This window comes from Ruegeria halocynthiae (genome assembly GCF_900106805.1).
In the GTDB taxonomy this organism is placed as follows: domain Bacteria; phylum Pseudomonadota; class Alphaproteobacteria; order Rhodobacterales; family Rhodobacteraceae; genus Ruegeria; species Ruegeria halocynthiae.
Genome location: NZ_FNNP01000002.1, coordinates 271561 through 287665, shown reverse-complemented (window position 1 = coordinate 287665; position 16105 = coordinate 271561). Strand labels below are relative to the sequence as shown.

The following is a 16105-nucleotide window of genomic DNA, read 5'->3' as shown; positions in this document are numbered from 1 at the left end:
TAACCTAACGAGGGACAATTATGTGCTCTTGGCCATTTCTCGGAAGATTGCGCTGTTACTAACCAAGTCGTCGTATGTGCCACTGGAACTGACCTTGCCATTTTGCATAAGTAAAATCTGGTCACATTCTCTCACTGTGCTCAGCCTATGCGCGATCAGTATGATAGTTTTGTCGGCTCTGATGTTATGGACGGCTTCCATTATGACCCGCTCGGTTATGGTGTCCAAAGCTGATGTTGCTTCATCCATGACCAACAAACTTGGGTTTCGATATAGTGCGCGGGCAATCCCAATTCGTTGGCGTTGCCCTCCGGACAGGCGAACGCCACGCTCTCCGACGTTTGTTTGATATCCCATCGGTAACTCGTTTGTCACAAAGTCATGTAACGCCGCAGCGCGGGCAGCTTGCTCAACTGCCTGTGGATCGATTTTCTCTGGCGGGATCCCAAATGCAATGTTGCGAGCAATCGTATCGTCGCTCAAATAGATGTCCTGAGGAACATAACCAATAGATCTCTGCCATGCACCGATGTTTGCCTCTGTAATCGGTACACCATCGACGATCAATTTACCGTTCCGAACAGGTAAAACGCCCAGTATGATATCTACAAGAGTCGTTTTTCCTGCACCTGTGCCCCCAACTATTCCGATGGTGTTGCGGGCTTCGATTTGCAAGTTGATTTTTTCGAGCGCTTGCCGATCGGCTAGTTCGTAAGAATATGATAGGTCAGACAAGACCAGATTTTTCGTCAATGGTAATTCAGGAAGTTGCTGTTCAAATGCAGCGGTGCAATTGGTCAGCTCGGCCACAGGGAGAGTTTCCTGGTTTGCCGCGACAATATGATTGAGTGGTTCTTCCCCACCTTTAATCGTGACCAAGCTATTATAGATCTGCTGAATAGCAGGAAGCAGGCGCATTACTGCAAAAGCAAATATCCCCAAAGTTGGAATGGTCGCGGCCAAATCTCCACTGTTACTCAATAGAAGAATTAGGATTAGGGTGAGCAGCAACCCAAAGGTTATCGCCTCAAGAGCGTATCTTGGGAGCTGACCCAAAGTTAAGTTCAAAGCCAAACTTATAGCTCGTTTTTGCGCCGGGCCTTTGAACTGATTGGTATAACTACTTTCCAAACCGTAAAGCTTTATCTGTTTGATGCCACCAAGAGCCTCGCCAACAAGGCGGTATCTCGCTTCATCAGCACGCAGTACATCTCTGCCAAAGCCTTGAAAAGAACTCCTTAATTTCAAGTAGAGCGCGGTATAGGATATACCTAAAACCAATGCGGAGAAAATGGAAACATACGGGTCCACTGCTAATAGGAAGGTCACAATAGCGAACGATGAGATTGTCGCGGCTGTGAGGCGCAACATTGGAATTATCACTTGACCAACCAGCACATCAATCTGGCCCAATACGTTTTTGGTAATGTCTGAACTGTTTTGTCTGAGAAACCATTCGTAGGGCTGATTCAGATATTTTTCCAATAGCCGACTTGAAATCGAATAACCACGCATCGTCGCAAACTTGATTACCAAGTACGCACCATATGCTTTTATTGCCAGGCTTAAGAAGACTATGAAGAATACGGCAACAGCCAAAAAAACCTGGAATGAATAGAAGGATGAAAACCCTAAACTTTCATATATTGCAGACAGTAGTTTTCTGTCTAATACTTGATCGGGTTCAGATAGTACGTTTAGAAGCACGAGAACTGACGAAATACCTATCACTTCCGCCAACGCAACTAAAACCATAAACCCCAATAAAAAATAGAACCGGAGGCGTTCTGCCCGGTCGAATAGGGTAAGAAGTTGCTTATAATTTTTGATCATAACCCTTTAACTCGAAACGAATAAGTAACCTACAACGCGTGACAATACTGGTGGATCCTACAGATACTCGTCACTGGTGTGCAGCGTGCAGGTTATGAATACATATATAACCTTATGAAAACAACGCCGATTCTTAGCGTGAGGTAGGGCTGCCAAAAAGGGCAACCCTAAGATATTCACATATCCCAAACTTGTATTTCCACGACAGCTTCGGATAGTTGCCCTGATGAGTCGGCCGCCCAGTATGTAAAGCTGTCCGTTCCTTCGAAATTGATGTCCGGTTGATATAGCAATTGCCCGTCCTCTTGCAGATAAACGTCGCCGTGTTCCGGGTCGGTGAATCCATCGACTGTCAATGCGTCATCATCGAAATCGATATCATTGTTTAGAACGTCGACCAGCCTACCTTCGTTAGTGTTTGTCCGGAAAGAGTCGTTGCGAGCAACCGGCGCGCTTCCGCTCAGATCTATCAAGCCGTTATACTTGGCGCCGTTTGCATAGTTATTCAGCATCCAGTTGTTTGCAAGCTGCTGATCCGTCATCTCCAAGGTTACCACATGGGTCAGTTTCATGATGTCACCAGTCGCCCGATCAACAATGAAGTCGTCTATCAGGATGACGTTTTGTCCATCTTGAGTTTTGTAGTAGCCATCTTTCGATATGATGTGGATGATTTGCTTATAGAAATCCAAGGACAAAGGATCTTGTGCCGACGCGCGGTCAATGGTCCCGATGGAATCTGTTTTGATCCCGTCAAAGTTAAAGTCCTCTCCCTCGGCAAGACTTGTATCGCCGTTGTGAGTGAACTCCAACCGTCCCGTCACTAGATCAGCCGACGTCAGAAGCTGGTGCTTGTTCGGATCAAACCCGGCGAAGTTTTCACCAACGTTGATTGCCTCCAAGTCGATGACAACGTGGCCAACATCTTCGTTCGCGATAGGAATGAAGAAGTCCTGCTCAAGATCAACACCAGTGTTGAAGCCTTCGATTTTCAGGCCATTCATCACTATGTCATAGCTCATCGAGCCAATTTCGATACCTTTGCTCGCCAGCGCACCAGTGAGATCGGTAGTGCTGATCAAGTCAAAGTCGAGCAACGTATAGTGGGCGGTATAGCTGATATCGGCACCTTGATTGGTCTCCCAGTTCAGGAAACCGTCAAATACAGTGCGCAATTCGTGTTGCTGTTGAGCCGGGTTGCTCTTGATGACCACCAAACCAGTATGAGTGCCAAAGGCTTCATTGTCGCGGAACCCTTGGATCGGCGTCAGGTTGGTCGGCACAGTGTCAGAGCCGTAGGCAATTTCAGGGTGATCCAGACCTTCGGCATAGGCGTCATACGCACCACGGTGCATCCAAACAAATCCATTGGTTGTGTTTGCAGCGACGTTCTCTGCCGCTTCTACCAAGCGACCAGCAAAGAAGAATCCATCGCCAGTATGACCCGAATCCTGCCTTGCAGCTCGGTCACCAGTTTTGATGTTCCATTCACCAAACCCTACGCCTTCGGATTTGATTGCGATATTTCTCAGCCAAACTCCTGTTTCATCGCCACTTTCTGCCGCAAACGCCGCACCGAAGACGTCAAACGCAGCGTTGTCGGTAAAGTTGGCGTTGCTGGAATGGTGCACGAAGCCCCATCCTGGAGAGCCGTCGACCACATTGCCAACCGCCATCGCAGGGTTATCCTGATCCTGTACGCCGGTTTTGTGGAAGTGGAATGAATAGCGGCCTTTGACATTGCTGTCCGCCGAGATCGAACTCAGACTACCAGCGTCAAATGCGGCCTCAGACTTATCTGTCCGTCCCAGATCTTCGAATGCTGCAAACCGAACATCAACATCGTCATTGTGCATGAACATGACATGACCGCGGTGATGTGTTTGCGTGGCGTCCCCGTCTTCGCTCGAGAACGTAATATTACGAGACATGTTGGTCACGTAGGCAGACAGATCATCCCGTGGTGTGTCGTGATCATGCTCGAGTGCGCGGTCAAACGTTATCTGGTTGCCGCTGATGGATGTTATCGTAACTTCCTCATCCTGGCTTTCTATGTGACCCGCAGCAGTGCCGGTCCAGCCAGTTTTATGAGTGCCTGTGATAACCAGTTTGTCACCGACCTGCCACCCTTCAGGAATTTCCTGAAGAGTCATCGACGTGTCACCAGTCATTGGTGCGTCGGCGACCTTTAGGAAGGCAGTTTTTTCGGCACCATGGATCTCAATTTGACCATGCGAAACCACACCACGTGATAACAGAGAAGGGTCCCAGTTCACGTCGATATCGCCGTTGTTGGCGATTACAATGTCGACATTCACATTCGCATCGATCGGATTATCAGCCGTACCGATCTCAAGACGTCCGGTTGTATCTACAACCAGTGTGTCGACGACCAGCTTGGTGTCGGTGTTGGTTGCAAAGGACAGCTCACCATCCACGCGAACGCTGAACAGCGAAGCATCACTCTCCCCGTCATAGGTGACAGCGATGTTCTTGGGAATCAGGACATTGGCGCCTGCATCCGGAATTCGGCCTTCGTACCAAGTTCCGGGATCGAACCAATCGCCATCCGAGACAGCAATATGGGTAGCTTCGGAACGTGGCACAAGATCCAGCAACTGACCATGTTCGATGGCCTTGCCCGAATCGTCGCCATGCGCATGTGCGTTTGATTCAGCCATCACAGCTGCAACAAAAGCCTCTACTTCATCAGGGCTGGTCGGCTCAGGGATTGTACCGGGCATATTGGCACCACCATGGTCAACAGTGTCTGACCCGCCATGACCAGCATGATTTCCGTGATCGGTGTCGTCTCCGGAGCCTGTGTCGCCATGATCCCCATGATCGGTGTCGTCTCCGGAGCCTGTGTCGCCATGATCCCCATGATCGGTGTCGTCTCCGGAGCCTGTGTCGCCATGATCCCCATGATCGGTATCGTCTCCGGAACCTGTGTCGCCATGATCCCCGTGATCGGTATCGTCTCCGGAGCCTGTGTCACCGTTGTCCCCGTGATCGGTATCGTCCCCGGAACCTGTGTCACCATGATCCCCGTGATCGGTATCGTCTCCGGAACCCGTGTCACCGTTGTCCCCGTGATCGGTATCGTCCCCGGAACCTGTGTCACCATGATCCCCGTGATCAGTATCATTACCGGAATCTGATGACATATTATGGGACAGGCTCTCTCCGTCGATGAGTTGGGTGATGCCGTTCGTATCCGGCCCACTCCATTCCAACTTCAAAGTCTGCGCACCCCAAAGCTCGAAATAACGTAGATCAATGTCGTGCTCACCTGCTGCAAGCTCAAGCGTTACCGGAACGACTGTGCCTGCATGAGCGCCATCATTGTCAATCACTCTCTCGCCATTCAGGTAGAGGGCAGAGCCGTCATCGGATGTAAGATAGATCGTATAGGTGCCCGAGGTTTCAACGTTCAGTTTGCCTGTATAGCGCGCGGCAAACATGTCCCGTGCACCATTTTCCCAAAATGGGTCATATGACGTTTGAGTGTTGAGCTCAGAAACCATACCAACAGAATCCGAGGCTGCGTCGAAATCAATCTCGTTCAAGCTCGTAACACTCTGATGCAGAATGAAATATTGGGCCATTAAGCCAAAGTGTTTAGACGTTTGATCATCTGACCCGCTATCGCCATGATCTCCGTGGTCGGTTCCATCTGATCCACTATCGTCGATGTCCCCATCATCGGTCCCGTCACTGGTGTCGGTATCATCTGATCCGCTATCACCGTGGTCCCCATGATCGGTTCCATCGCCGGTATCGGTATCATCTGATCCGCTATCACCGTGGTCCCCATGATCGGGTCCGTCGCCGGTGTCGGTATCATCTGATCCGCTATCACCGTGGTCCCCATGATCGGTTCCATCGCCGGTATCGGTATCATCTGATCCGCTATCACCGTGGTCCCCATGATCGGGTCCGTCGCCGGTGTCGGTATCATCTGATCCGCTATCACCGTGGTCCCCATGATCGGTTCCATCGCCGGTATCGGTATCATCTGATCCGCTATCACCGTGGTCCCCATGATCGGGTCCGTCGCCGGTATCGGTATCATCTGATCCGCTATCACCGTGGTCCCCATGATCGGTTTCGTCGCCGGTATCGGTATCATCTGATCCGCTATCACCGTGGTCCCCATGATCGGTCCCGCCGCCGGTGTCGGTATCATCCGAGCCGCTATCGCCGTGGTCCCCTTGATCGGTTCCGTCGCCAGTATCGGTATCATCTGACCCGCTATCGCCATGATTTCCGTGGTCGGCACCATCGTCCGAAACGGGCACGCCGTGGGTCAAGCTTTCGCCGTTAATGGCCTGTCTGACACCAAGTGTATCGGGGCCATCCCATTCCAAAACAAGCGTTTGAGCACCACGATTCTCAAAATACCTTAGTTCGATATCATGAGGGCCTTCGGACAAATCCAATGTAACCGTGAGGAGTCTGGCTGCATGGAGACCATCATTATCAATGACTTTTTCACCATCGATATAGAGTTCCGACCCGTCGTCAGATGTCAGATAAATCGTATAGGTGCCTGCCGTTTCGACATTCAACTGGCCAGTGATTTCTGCAGCAAACCTATTACGAGGGCCGTCTGCCCACCAGGCGTCCCTGCTTCTTTCATAGGTAACTTCGGTCAGGATGTCCTCGGCAATCGGGGGTGCGTCAAAGTCGACACCGTCCAGGTCCGAGATGCCTTTATCAATACGGAAAAACTTCGCCTTCAGGCCAAGATCGGATTCGATCTGATCATTTGATTCATCGGTTTCACCGGCGGTCGAATCCTCAACAACGTCTTCTGAAGCTACAGAATCATCCGTAGTGCCGTATGCTACGACACTCTCGTCTAACAGTTGTGTATCTCCGCCCGTGTCCGGACCATTCCATTCGAGTTTGAGCGTTTGCGCGCCACCGCTTTCAAAATAGCGGATTTCAATATCATGTGTGCCCGCAGTTAAGTCGAGTGAAACCGGGATGAGCGTGCTTGCATGGTTACCATCATTGTTGATGACCAATTCACCATCAATATAAAGAGCCGAGCCGTCATCGGACGTTAAATAGAAAGTGTAGTTACCGGGCGAAGTTACATCCAGTTTACCCGAATAAAGAGCAGCAAAAGAGTCCCGAGTTCCGTTTTCCCAGAATGGCTCGTACGAGCTTACAATATTAAGATTGTCAACAACCTCAACGGCGTTAGGAGTGGCCTCAAAATCGATTTCGTTGAGACTGGAAACCCAATTGGGCAGAATAAAATACTGAGCAATAAAGCCCAGCCCTTCCGTCGGAATCCCATAACTCCGAGTATCAATACTGCTCATGACGTGTTCCTTGGTATCGGTAACAAAAGCCTGGTTTGGCTCCGATTGTTGTGATGCTGATTACGGTTTAGTGGTTCAGAAAGGCAGAAGTGCGGCACCATTTGGCCAAAGCGCCAAGTCTGTGGCGAAACTTTGGCATCTTCGCGCTGCAGTGCAGCGCAAAAGAGGCGCTCTCTCTGCTCCTGTAAGCTCTAGTTTTCTCGGCCGGATCATGCTGCCCATCGCATAGTTTTGGTCTATTTCAATTTGCCCACAGCAATTTTTGCGCGAACATTCAACTGGATACACTTAACCAACGAAACTAGTCTAACCATCCCTGCCTTTGGGAATACTAACGTGATTGAAAGACGGCAACTTGATAAACCCGTCATCTAATTATTGGGCAAGACATTGCCTAGAATGTTCGTAATTCCGCCGAACAGACCTTAATGAAGATTAAATTTTGTAAGTTAAACAGAGCGAAAAAGCGTTCCACCAAGGCCGCTTAGTTTCAAAGTGAGAGCTTTGATTTCATTAATGTTCGAGAAAACCAGATTCAAATGACCGACAAATCAGTGATTTAGTGGTTGCGGCCAGATGCATAAAGTTTGGCTAAGCAAAGGAAAAACAAACGCGCCATGATCAAACCGGTATCGAGATCTGTGCAGCAGTCGGCGCGCTACGACTGAAACCCCAACTAAAGTGTTTCACATTGCTCTTGGTTCTTCTAAGTGTTTACCGGTCAAATTGATAAAAACCGAGACGGAACAGTCGCCTACGTACGTTAGCAAAGTGAATATATTGAAGCGGAATCGACACCAGTACTCAGTGCATTGGATGCTTAAATGAAATTTGCCTACTTCATGAATACCTACCCTATGACGAGCACTACGTTCATCCGTAGAGAGATAGCGGCCCATGAAGAGGCAGGTTTTGAAGTCAAGCGCTTTGCGATTCGCCGCTGGAACCAAGAGTTGAGCGATCCGAAGGACAGAGAGGAAGAGCAATCCACATCGTACATCCTGGAACAGGGCGTGTGCAGACTTTTGATGGCTTTTTTACGGGAGATGCTGACCAATCCCGTTGGATTGTTTCGGGCGATCCGAGGCATGGTTCATATGGCCAGGAACGCAACCAATCAAAGGTGGAAGCAAATAGCCTATCTGCTCGAGGCCGTTTACTTGAAACAGACTACTCTGGCGCAAGAGATCGGGCATCTGCATGTGCACTTCTCCACCAATTCAGCTAGCGTGGCGTTGCTTTCATATTTAATGGGCGGGCCATCTTATAGCGTCACTATTCACGGGCCTGATGAATTGTACGATATGGGGGCAAATTCTTTAGGTCTGAAAACCCTTCATGCCTCATTCATAGCTGTGATTACAGATTATTGTTTTCAGATTGTCGATACTCACACCGAAAGCAAGTTCACCAACAAGATTTACTTAGTGCGCTGCGGCATCAATGCTGATGCGTTTTCGGCCACACCCGACTATCCGGCGCAACAAGAATATGTTTGTGTTGGGCGCCTCTGTGAAGCCAAAGCCCAACACGTTCTTGTTGAGGCCTTCAGTGAAATTGTTGCTGAAAATCCTGAAGCTAATTTGATACTAATTGGAGACGGCGACCAACGCCATTTGGTTGAATCAACCATAAAGAGATTAAATCTGGGCCGTAATGTTGAATTAGCGGGTTGGCGATCCAATCAGGAGGTATTAGCCGCAATCAAAAGCGCGAGAGCGCTTCTTTTGCCTAGCCTTGCCGAGGGGTTACCTGTTGTCATTATGGAAAGCTTTGCGTTGGGCAGACCAGTACTTACAACGAGAATAAATGGAATTCCTGAACTTGTTGATGAAGCGTGTGGTTGGTTGGCAGATCCGGGCAATAAAGAATCCCTTGTAGAATGCCTCAAGTCATTGCTGTCAAAAGATGTTGATGAGCTCAGTTCAATGGGTCAGATCGGTCGTGAAAGAGTGCTGAAGTTACACAATCAGTCAAATAACGCTAAGCGCCTTCGAGATATAATACTTTCTCAGGAAGCTAGCATCTAATTGCATCGTTTCTTCGAAAGTTTCTGTGCGATCCATTTTCAAACACAGTGAACGGAAGACTGCCTCAGAGGTTTAGTCGCTCTCGTGATTAAGAATGACCAAAATATCGACCTTATATTATCAGTGAGCCGTTTACATGCTATCATTATAAAGTGCCGAAAGTTTGCAATGGAACCTAACAGCTCAATGGGCCATGGCGATTGAGGTTACGTTATCGATATTAACTTCAACTACTTGAGTGCTTCACTTTGTGTCGTGTAGTCACTGCCTTTTTCGTCGTTGCTTTAGATTGACTGGCCTCAACTCGGCCGGTGCCAAGCTATCTCCATTATCACTTTGGTTCAGTTTATCGATTCCTTGTCGCTGTAGATTTGTACGATCCTCGCGCAGATTACTCGAAACGGGGTCATTCTGATGCACGCAGCGACCTGCCAGTGCTCCTGCCAACAGCCACGTTATTGGTGTCAGTGCAGCGTTCGGTAAAAGATCGACGAGATTCAGTGCAAGTACCAATGCCAAGCCCGATGTGACAATTGATACATCCAGTTTCTTTCTATTGAGTGCCAAAATCATGACGGGAATCGTGAGTAACCCAAATCTCGCGCTATATCCTACCCAGCCAAACATCCCGATGATAATGATCCACATGCCATCGGTGACACTGACTTGGCGGCCTGTGGTATCATCATAAATATGGTTTCGACCCCAGGAGCCCCAGCCAGTGATTGGGCGCAGATTGGCTCGCTCCAAAAGATTGTCCTCGTTATCCAACCTATACTTCAATGATTGTGCTCGAGCTTCGTCATGGTCGGCAGCTATTTGGTATATACTGTCTGTCGGAATATATCCGGCCCCACGTAACATCGGGTAGAGTAATACGACTGCTGACAATCCAGCAGCCAACACCAATTGACCTCGTACTCCCAGCAATATCGCAAATGGCATCAGAAGGAGAGAGACTACCAAGACCGCAAGAGTCTTTGCGAGAATGAGAGTTAGCAGAAGCCAAATTCCACTCACGATCCAAAGGGCAGCGTTACTATCGCTTTCCCTTTTAAATCGCCAAACCGTTATGCTTGAAAGCAGCGACATTGATAGGAATAGTCCTAGCGACAGCCCGTGGTCAAAAAACACAACCGGCCGAAAACCATCAGCACGGATGTGTTGTCCAAATGAGTGTGGAAAATAACCGTAAATCGTACGGTTGAGCTGGGGGCTCATGCGAACTTCCCAGAGCGCCAGAATGGAATACCCCAACATGGCAAAGCAGATTACTTTTAACAATGTCAGGTGGCTTTCGGTAGTCGTTAGATAACGCTTTCCAATCACAAATGGTAAAACAGAAAAGAACGTGCTCGCCATAACCGAGACAGCATCATAAATACGCAGACCCGGTATAAACTGAGGCCCTGAATAGAAAGAATCAGAATTGTTCAAGACAGTGAACAAAGGTGAGATCATCGTTGTGAATAGTAAGAACCAGATGAACTGGTTTATTTTTGAAGACCTCGTATTCTGGTAACTCTGAGATTGTAGGGTCTGGCCAGTAGGGTGAGGCTTCCATCTAAGAGTTTCCTGCCGGGTCTTGACCAAGCACATGATCGCAGTTGAAAGAGTTGTGATTTCATATCTGCCAATTGAGGGGAATGCAGGTAGGTCAATGGCTACGCGCCCGGGCAACAGAATATACCCGAGTACCATCGACCAAGCCAATGCGGGCACCAGAGGTCGGTTGCTGAAAATGATGTAAACCACTAATGGCCAAGAAAAAAATACTAAATATGCTAGAAAGTTAGGCATGTTTTATTGGGTTCTCATAAGGGCCAACAGGAAAATACATAACTTAACGGTGCCGTCCCAGAATTAGCCAAACACTAAGTTGTTTGTAGCCGAACGATTTGCGCTGAGATAGTCGTATCTGCTTCCTGCCCTTGATCGGGTAGAGTATCTTTCTAGAGAGTTTTGTCGTTGCGGCCATTATTTACGTGGCCAACTAGAAGACGAGTACTTGTCTTGGGTGCGTAGGCTGGAGCATGAGGTTGATGAAATATCTACGGATTTTTTTGCAGAAGCAGAAGAAGTTGAAAAAAGGTTTGATGCTTACAATTCTTCTTCTCACCCCTCCGATAGCCGTTCAAGTTACCAGCCCAGATCTACTAGGGCTATTCGCGTACCTTTGGATACTAGCCGGGCTTGTTGTTGTGTGTATTCTTGCGTTTACGCAAGCAACTACCGGGGGGAGTTCCCCTTGTTGGAACGCGAATTGGCCGCGGTGCCGGCCGTTGGTCAATACATGGCAAACGCCATTCAATTGTTCCAGCACGACAGGCGCAAGCCACTGGTCGACGTCAACATGGCAAGATTCCTGGAGAGGTACCTGCGACCGAGGCGCTTGGCGGACATTCGGCACGACCCATGGTTGCAGGCAGCTTGTCATTGGCTTGTCGACTGTGCCGACCCGATAAGCGTCAACTGGGCCGCACTAGATCATGCTGCAATCACGTGCCGTGCGCGCAAGCCGCTCTGTGGAACCTGTATCTTTCGCCGAACTTGCGGTAACTTGCCTTTGACCAGTGCCGACCAATGCTGCAATTGCAGCCCACAGAGCGGACATTGGACCGTCACGACATCTACCGAATTCCAAAAATAGTATATGTTGGTCAATGACTGGTTGGAGGCTACTTCGCTCGGCAGCGTGCCTATCCCAGTCGCCGAAATGACAGCCCGCGAGTTAATTGCTTTCCGACAGCCTCCTGCCATTCTCTCAGCCTCTCATTATAGAACTCGTGGTCAAAGTCTCGGATACAAAATTCGCGAATTTCTCGCCCACCATCCCACGTTAGAAATGCAGATCTAATTGTCAAAATCGGTAGGTCACCAATGTGCGCGGCCTCTAATCCCGGCAAGATATTATGACCGTGAAGTCCTTCTTTCTTCCACTTTTGGAGTAGAGCTTCGGGTGACAGCAATTGCTCTCTCACAACGTCGCGTTCGATCTCAAGCCACACAGCACCTTGCCAGCTCCGAACATATGGAACAAAGAATTGCCAGGAGCTCACTGGAAACTGCTTCTCATAGCTCTCTGGATGGAACCCATCGAAGTCAAATAGGCTTATGCCTCCAATCGTTCGAGAAATTGGATAATTTTTCGGCCCATTGGCTGTATTTGACCTATCTCGATCATGGATATCCGGTTCTACTAAGATTGCCTGAGCTTCAACGATTGACATTAAGCGGTCAGGACGGGTGGTGTGCCACAACCCGCCGTGAAGCCTGCCGTGCAGTTCGCCCATGTTCCCCATATTCAAGCTCCTTGTGTGCCTCAGGCCCGACGCCTTCGGTCAGTAGTAGCGCTTGTAGTCTGCGTCTATCCCAGCGAGCTCAGCTAGTTCGTCGAGAATTCGGATACACAGGCTCATAAGAAGCAGTGTACGTTCTGGATCATCCCAGCTTTCGACACCGTGCTTGCCTCCGTGGAAGAGATTATTTCGAACCGTCTTGAGGAGCCGCACAACTCTCGCTAGTTCAGATGGCTGATCGTCAAAGCCGACTGGAACGAACTCAAGCTCGTGTAGCCCAACAATCTGACGCTGTGGGGCCTCGTCAACCAGATGAGAGCCCGCGGCGGATAGGTCATAGTCTGCTTCGTGCGCCTCGATGAACTGGTCCCATCCAGGTTCAGCGCGTGAGCCTGGGCTCGAGTTCTTCAAGAACATATTCACTTTGAGAGCGAACTCAAACCTCGAAAACCAATAGAAGAATTCGAATGCTCGGCTGCGCACGTCCGGAGCGATATCCTCAAGTCTCATCATAGCCTCCATACCACGTCAAAAATTGTTCAGAAGTCCTGATTTATGCGCGCTTCATCTTTGATCTGCACCGGGCCTTTGCGTCAGCTCGCCCAAACCCAGAAATTCTTTCCTCGTTTCGCCTATTAAACTGCCCGCGATGTGCTCGGCCCATTCCTGCCATTGACCAAGACTTGCCGATGCTGCGCCGGGATCCATCAAAGTAGCCATTCTCTCGTTATTCTGGCAATTAGGCCATTTCAACCAGGCCAGAAAACAACCATTCGTTCCACTAAAAGAGAATTAGGCGAGGAATCCACCTTACGGAATTTAGCGCCGCTTGCTTTGATCGCCTTTACAATACCCGGTGCCGGATGCTTCCAGGTTGAGTTTTTCGGTTGGGCCGCTGCTACCCAGAGCTCTGCGTCAACTACTGGCAGATCAGGATCAAAATTGTGCGCGGAACCGTGATGAGGAAGCATGAAGGTGGTGACCCAGTCTAACTCTTCACTATAGTGATCTTGGTATTTCCGCACCGTTTGGGGATCGAGTAAGCAAGCATCCCCGGTTCCCAACCAACCAACGCGGGCACAATCGCGTTCTTTGGATTTATATACTACGGCACCGGCCTCCTCAGGCTTTGTTGGGCCAGAGTATAAGGACATTGAAGTTTCGTTCTTTTCGCCGAAAGCCCAGGCATAAGCTCGAGACAGGGTGGTCCGGTGCTTCGTTACCAATAACCGACGCACTTCCTTACTTTGCGCTTTTTTACGGAAGCTACCCCTCGGCCATTTCAGCATCACTTCAACAGCAGCGCAGAAGGCTTCTCGGTCTTGCAGAGGTGCCTTTTTCACATGTGGCTTTAACAGCCATCCGCCTTCGATCCCGTCGGCAATGTTGAATTCAACTTTCTGGACGACGATGGCACCCTCTGGCGTCCGGCGGGCAGAAGGCACCCCACTTCTTGGGCTCCCAGCCCCATTAATCTTCCACGGCGGCCCGTCGGGGTCGGAACGAGGAGGTTCCGTCGGCGGCAATTCGAAAAAGCCCGGGTCAGTATCGCCCTCTTCTCCTGAAGCGACCATCACGATCTGCCGCGGAGCGAATTGGGTCATTGTTCCAATTGGATCAACAACTATATCTCTATAGAAACGTTCCGCACGAGGCTCGGCGCTTGTAGCGGCGCTTCTTCCGAATGCAATAATTCGCTCAATATCATCTAAGTAGGGCATCACGATAGTATCGACCTGAAGCCCTTTTTTTGGGTGCAAAAGGTGAGGTATGCCGCAGATATGATCTCGATCGAAGTGCGACACAAAAAGCATGTCGAGCCGACGCGATACCCGCCGACATACGATTGATCGCACAGCTTTAACTGCACCTGCGATCGGGATCGCGCCACAGTCATAGACGTACATAAAGTCTGCCAAAGGTATCGCATCATCTCCAAGCGACGACCGCCAGACAGCCTCATCGAGTCCAAGGTTCCGAAGAGTGCCGACGTGGAAGCCACCCTGACCGACAGGTAGTTGGTAACGGTGATGTCCTAAGACATGCCTTGTATCATCACGCTTCCATGCTCGAGAATGACTAGAAGGTAAGCGTGCTGTACGAGCGGAGAGATGTTCAGCGTCCTTCCTTTCTTTCTCCAGAAAGTCCTGACACTCCTTGTGTATTGCCTCCGTATTGAATGATTGTTTTATATGTTCCAACGCGTGTTCTAGAACGTCGTCGGAGATATCCTCTTCGATACTGCGGAAGAGGCCTTCGGCTATCAAGCTGAGGCCGTAATTTCGCGCAATGTCTGAGCAAACTCTGACCTCGGCACATTGGCATGCCTGCCTCCACTCCCAATGCTTGCCGTCCAAAGGTTCTTCGGAGTGAATATTATTCATTTGGGCCTCAAAAATTTCTTCAATGGCAATTAGACGAGAGGCGCTAGCATGATCTCATCGGATTGCCGCAGTTATTCGCACCATCGAATAACCTCTGCTTGCCGGAAGGATCAAGTTTGGCACTGTGCAGTTTTCGTAAATTTTAGTTTTCAATACTGTCAATTATCATGCATGAGTCAGCTCGCAATATACCAAGGTTATGCAGCGAAGGTCTGCTTGGTGGCCTTCCTGCTAAGTAGCCTGTGGCACGGCGATCGAGGGCCATCGGTCTTGACCTGCCCCCCGAAACTTCCCTCACATTAATGTAGAGTTTGCTTAACCTTTTGAAGGAGCAAACGAATGCGAAAGAGCCGTTTCACGGAAGCCCAAATCATCGGAATGATCAAAGAGCAGGAAGCCGGAATGCCGACGGCGGAGGTGTGCCGCAAGCACGGTCTCAGCCAGGGCACGTTCTACAAATACAAATCGAAGTACGGCGGCATGGAGGTTCCACTCTGATGCAGGAAACCAATCGGCTCAACTCGGTCTTCGTGGCTGTGCCGGACCCAGAGCAAGTCGAATTGCTCACTGTCCATACCAGCGAATCCCAGTGCCTCGAAGGCGTTCATGACTTCGACCTGCTGGGCTTCGGTGGGTGCGTCCTCGCTGGCAAAGCTGATGACGCCCGCGCGGTAGGTCCACTGATTGCGACTGGCGTCGATCAGGGCCTCGGTGCGGGCGGGATCGCCGCGCAGCACTTCAGGCAAAGGATCGCGTATGACCGTCATGGGCTGGCCATCAGCATCGCGGATTAGATCGCGATTGGAGTCATAGGCCAAGACCTCACGCGTGACGAGATAGCCAACTGGACCAGCACCCGCGCCTTTGCCATTGGGAAAGAACTTGATCAGCATTGTCATGCCTCATCAATGATCTTGGTAAGCTGGCGTTCAATCACAACCAGTTGTAGGGCGACGGCCAGCGTATCCATGTCAACCCGACCAATCAGAAGCGCCCGATTCACAACCCGCGCAACCTGGTTGAGGTTACCGCCAATGCGCCCTAGTGCCAGGACCAGAGCGGGGTCGACGCGAGGCGCAGGCTTGCGACGACGTGCTTCCGTCAGACCCAAGGCTTCGCGCAAGAGGGTCGCGGCAGACACTCTTGAGCCATTCAAAGCGATTGAGCTTAGACATATGCGCCTCCCGCGATTGCGGTCAGGCTTTCAATTTGGTAATCTGTTC

9 protein-coding genes and 1 pseudogene are annotated in these 16105 nt (G+C 50.0%); 2 read left to right on the top strand and 8 right to left on the bottom strand.

The window, feature by feature from the left end:
- Positions 1 to 18: 18 nt before the first annotated feature.
- Both BLU89_RS10405 and BLU89_RS21540 read right to left on the bottom strand, forming a co-directional pair.
- Positions 19 to 1833: an ABC transporter ATP-binding protein gene (locus tag BLU89_RS10405; protein ID WP_074736764.1), complete on the bottom strand. Its 1815-nt coding sequence runs from the start codon at positions 1831 to 1833 to the stop codon at positions 19 to 21.
- Between the two features lie 176 nt (positions 1834 to 2009).
- A complete protein-coding gene (locus tag BLU89_RS21540) occupies positions 2010 to 7169 on the bottom strand; it encodes a PA14 domain-containing protein (protein WP_074736763.1) in 5160 nt (1719 codons plus the stop codon).
- An 824-nt stretch (positions 7170 to 7993) separates the two neighbouring features.
- On the opposite strand from BLU89_RS21540, the gene BLU89_RS10395 reads away from it, so the two are divergent.
- Positions 7994 to 9199, top strand: coding sequence for a glycosyltransferase (locus tag BLU89_RS10395; protein ID WP_074736762.1), 1206 nt, complete (start codon positions 7994 to 7996; stop codon positions 9197 to 9199).
- Positions 9200 to 9460: 261 nt separating this feature from the next.
- On the opposite strand, the gene BLU89_RS10390 is transcribed toward BLU89_RS10395, so the two are convergent.
- From BLU89_RS10390 to BLU89_RS10375, 4 genes are all read right to left on the bottom strand, one after another.
- The gene (locus tag BLU89_RS10390) at positions 9461 to 10561 is read right to left on the bottom strand and encodes a hypothetical protein (RefSeq protein ID WP_176797690.1); all 1101 of its coding nucleotides are present in this window, start codon (positions 10559 to 10561) and stop codon (positions 9461 to 9463) included.
- 1337 nt (positions 10562 to 11898) lie between these two features.
- The gene (locus BLU89_RS10385; RefSeq protein WP_074736760.1) at positions 11899 to 12501 is read right to left on the bottom strand and encodes a hypothetical protein; all 603 of its coding nucleotides are present in this window, start codon (positions 12499 to 12501) and stop codon (positions 11899 to 11901) included.
- Positions 12502 to 12540: 39 nt separating this feature from the next.
- The gene (locus BLU89_RS10380; RefSeq protein WP_074736815.1) at positions 12541 to 13008 is read right to left on the bottom strand and encodes a hypothetical protein; all 468 of its coding nucleotides are present in this window, start codon (positions 13006 to 13008) and stop codon (positions 12541 to 12543) included.
- Between the two features lie 239 nt (positions 13009 to 13247).
- On the bottom strand, positions 13248 to 14882 hold the full coding sequence (locus BLU89_RS10375; RefSeq protein WP_074736759.1) for an MBL fold metallo-hydrolase: 1635 nt from the start codon (positions 14880 to 14882) through the stop codon (positions 13248 to 13250).
- A 339-nt stretch (positions 14883 to 15221) separates the two neighbouring features.
- On the opposite strand from BLU89_RS10375, the pseudogene BLU89_RS10370 reads away from it, so the two are divergent.
- Positions 15222 to 15371, top strand: a pseudogene (locus BLU89_RS10370) (transposase); the annotation flags it as partial.
- On the opposite strand, the gene BLU89_RS10365 reads toward BLU89_RS10370, so the two are convergent.
- Both BLU89_RS10365 and mobC read right to left on the bottom strand, forming a co-directional pair.
- Positions 15335 to 15781 carry a hypothetical protein gene (locus BLU89_RS10365; RefSeq protein ID WP_176797689.1) on the bottom strand — a complete coding sequence of 149 codons (447 nt, stop codon included), beginning with the start codon at positions 15779 to 15781 and terminating at the stop codon, positions 15335 to 15337. The pseudogene BLU89_RS10370 and the gene BLU89_RS10365 sit on opposite strands and share 37 nt — an antisense overlap.
- Positions 15778 to 16023, bottom strand: a complete 246-nt coding sequence (gene mobC / locus BLU89_RS10360) for a plasmid mobilization relaxosome protein MobC (RefSeq protein ID WP_245709737.1) — start codon at positions 16021 to 16023, stop codon at positions 15778 to 15780. The genes BLU89_RS10365 and mobC overlap by 4 nt, the downstream gene beginning before the upstream one ends.
- Positions 16024 to 16105: the final 82 nt, after the last annotated feature.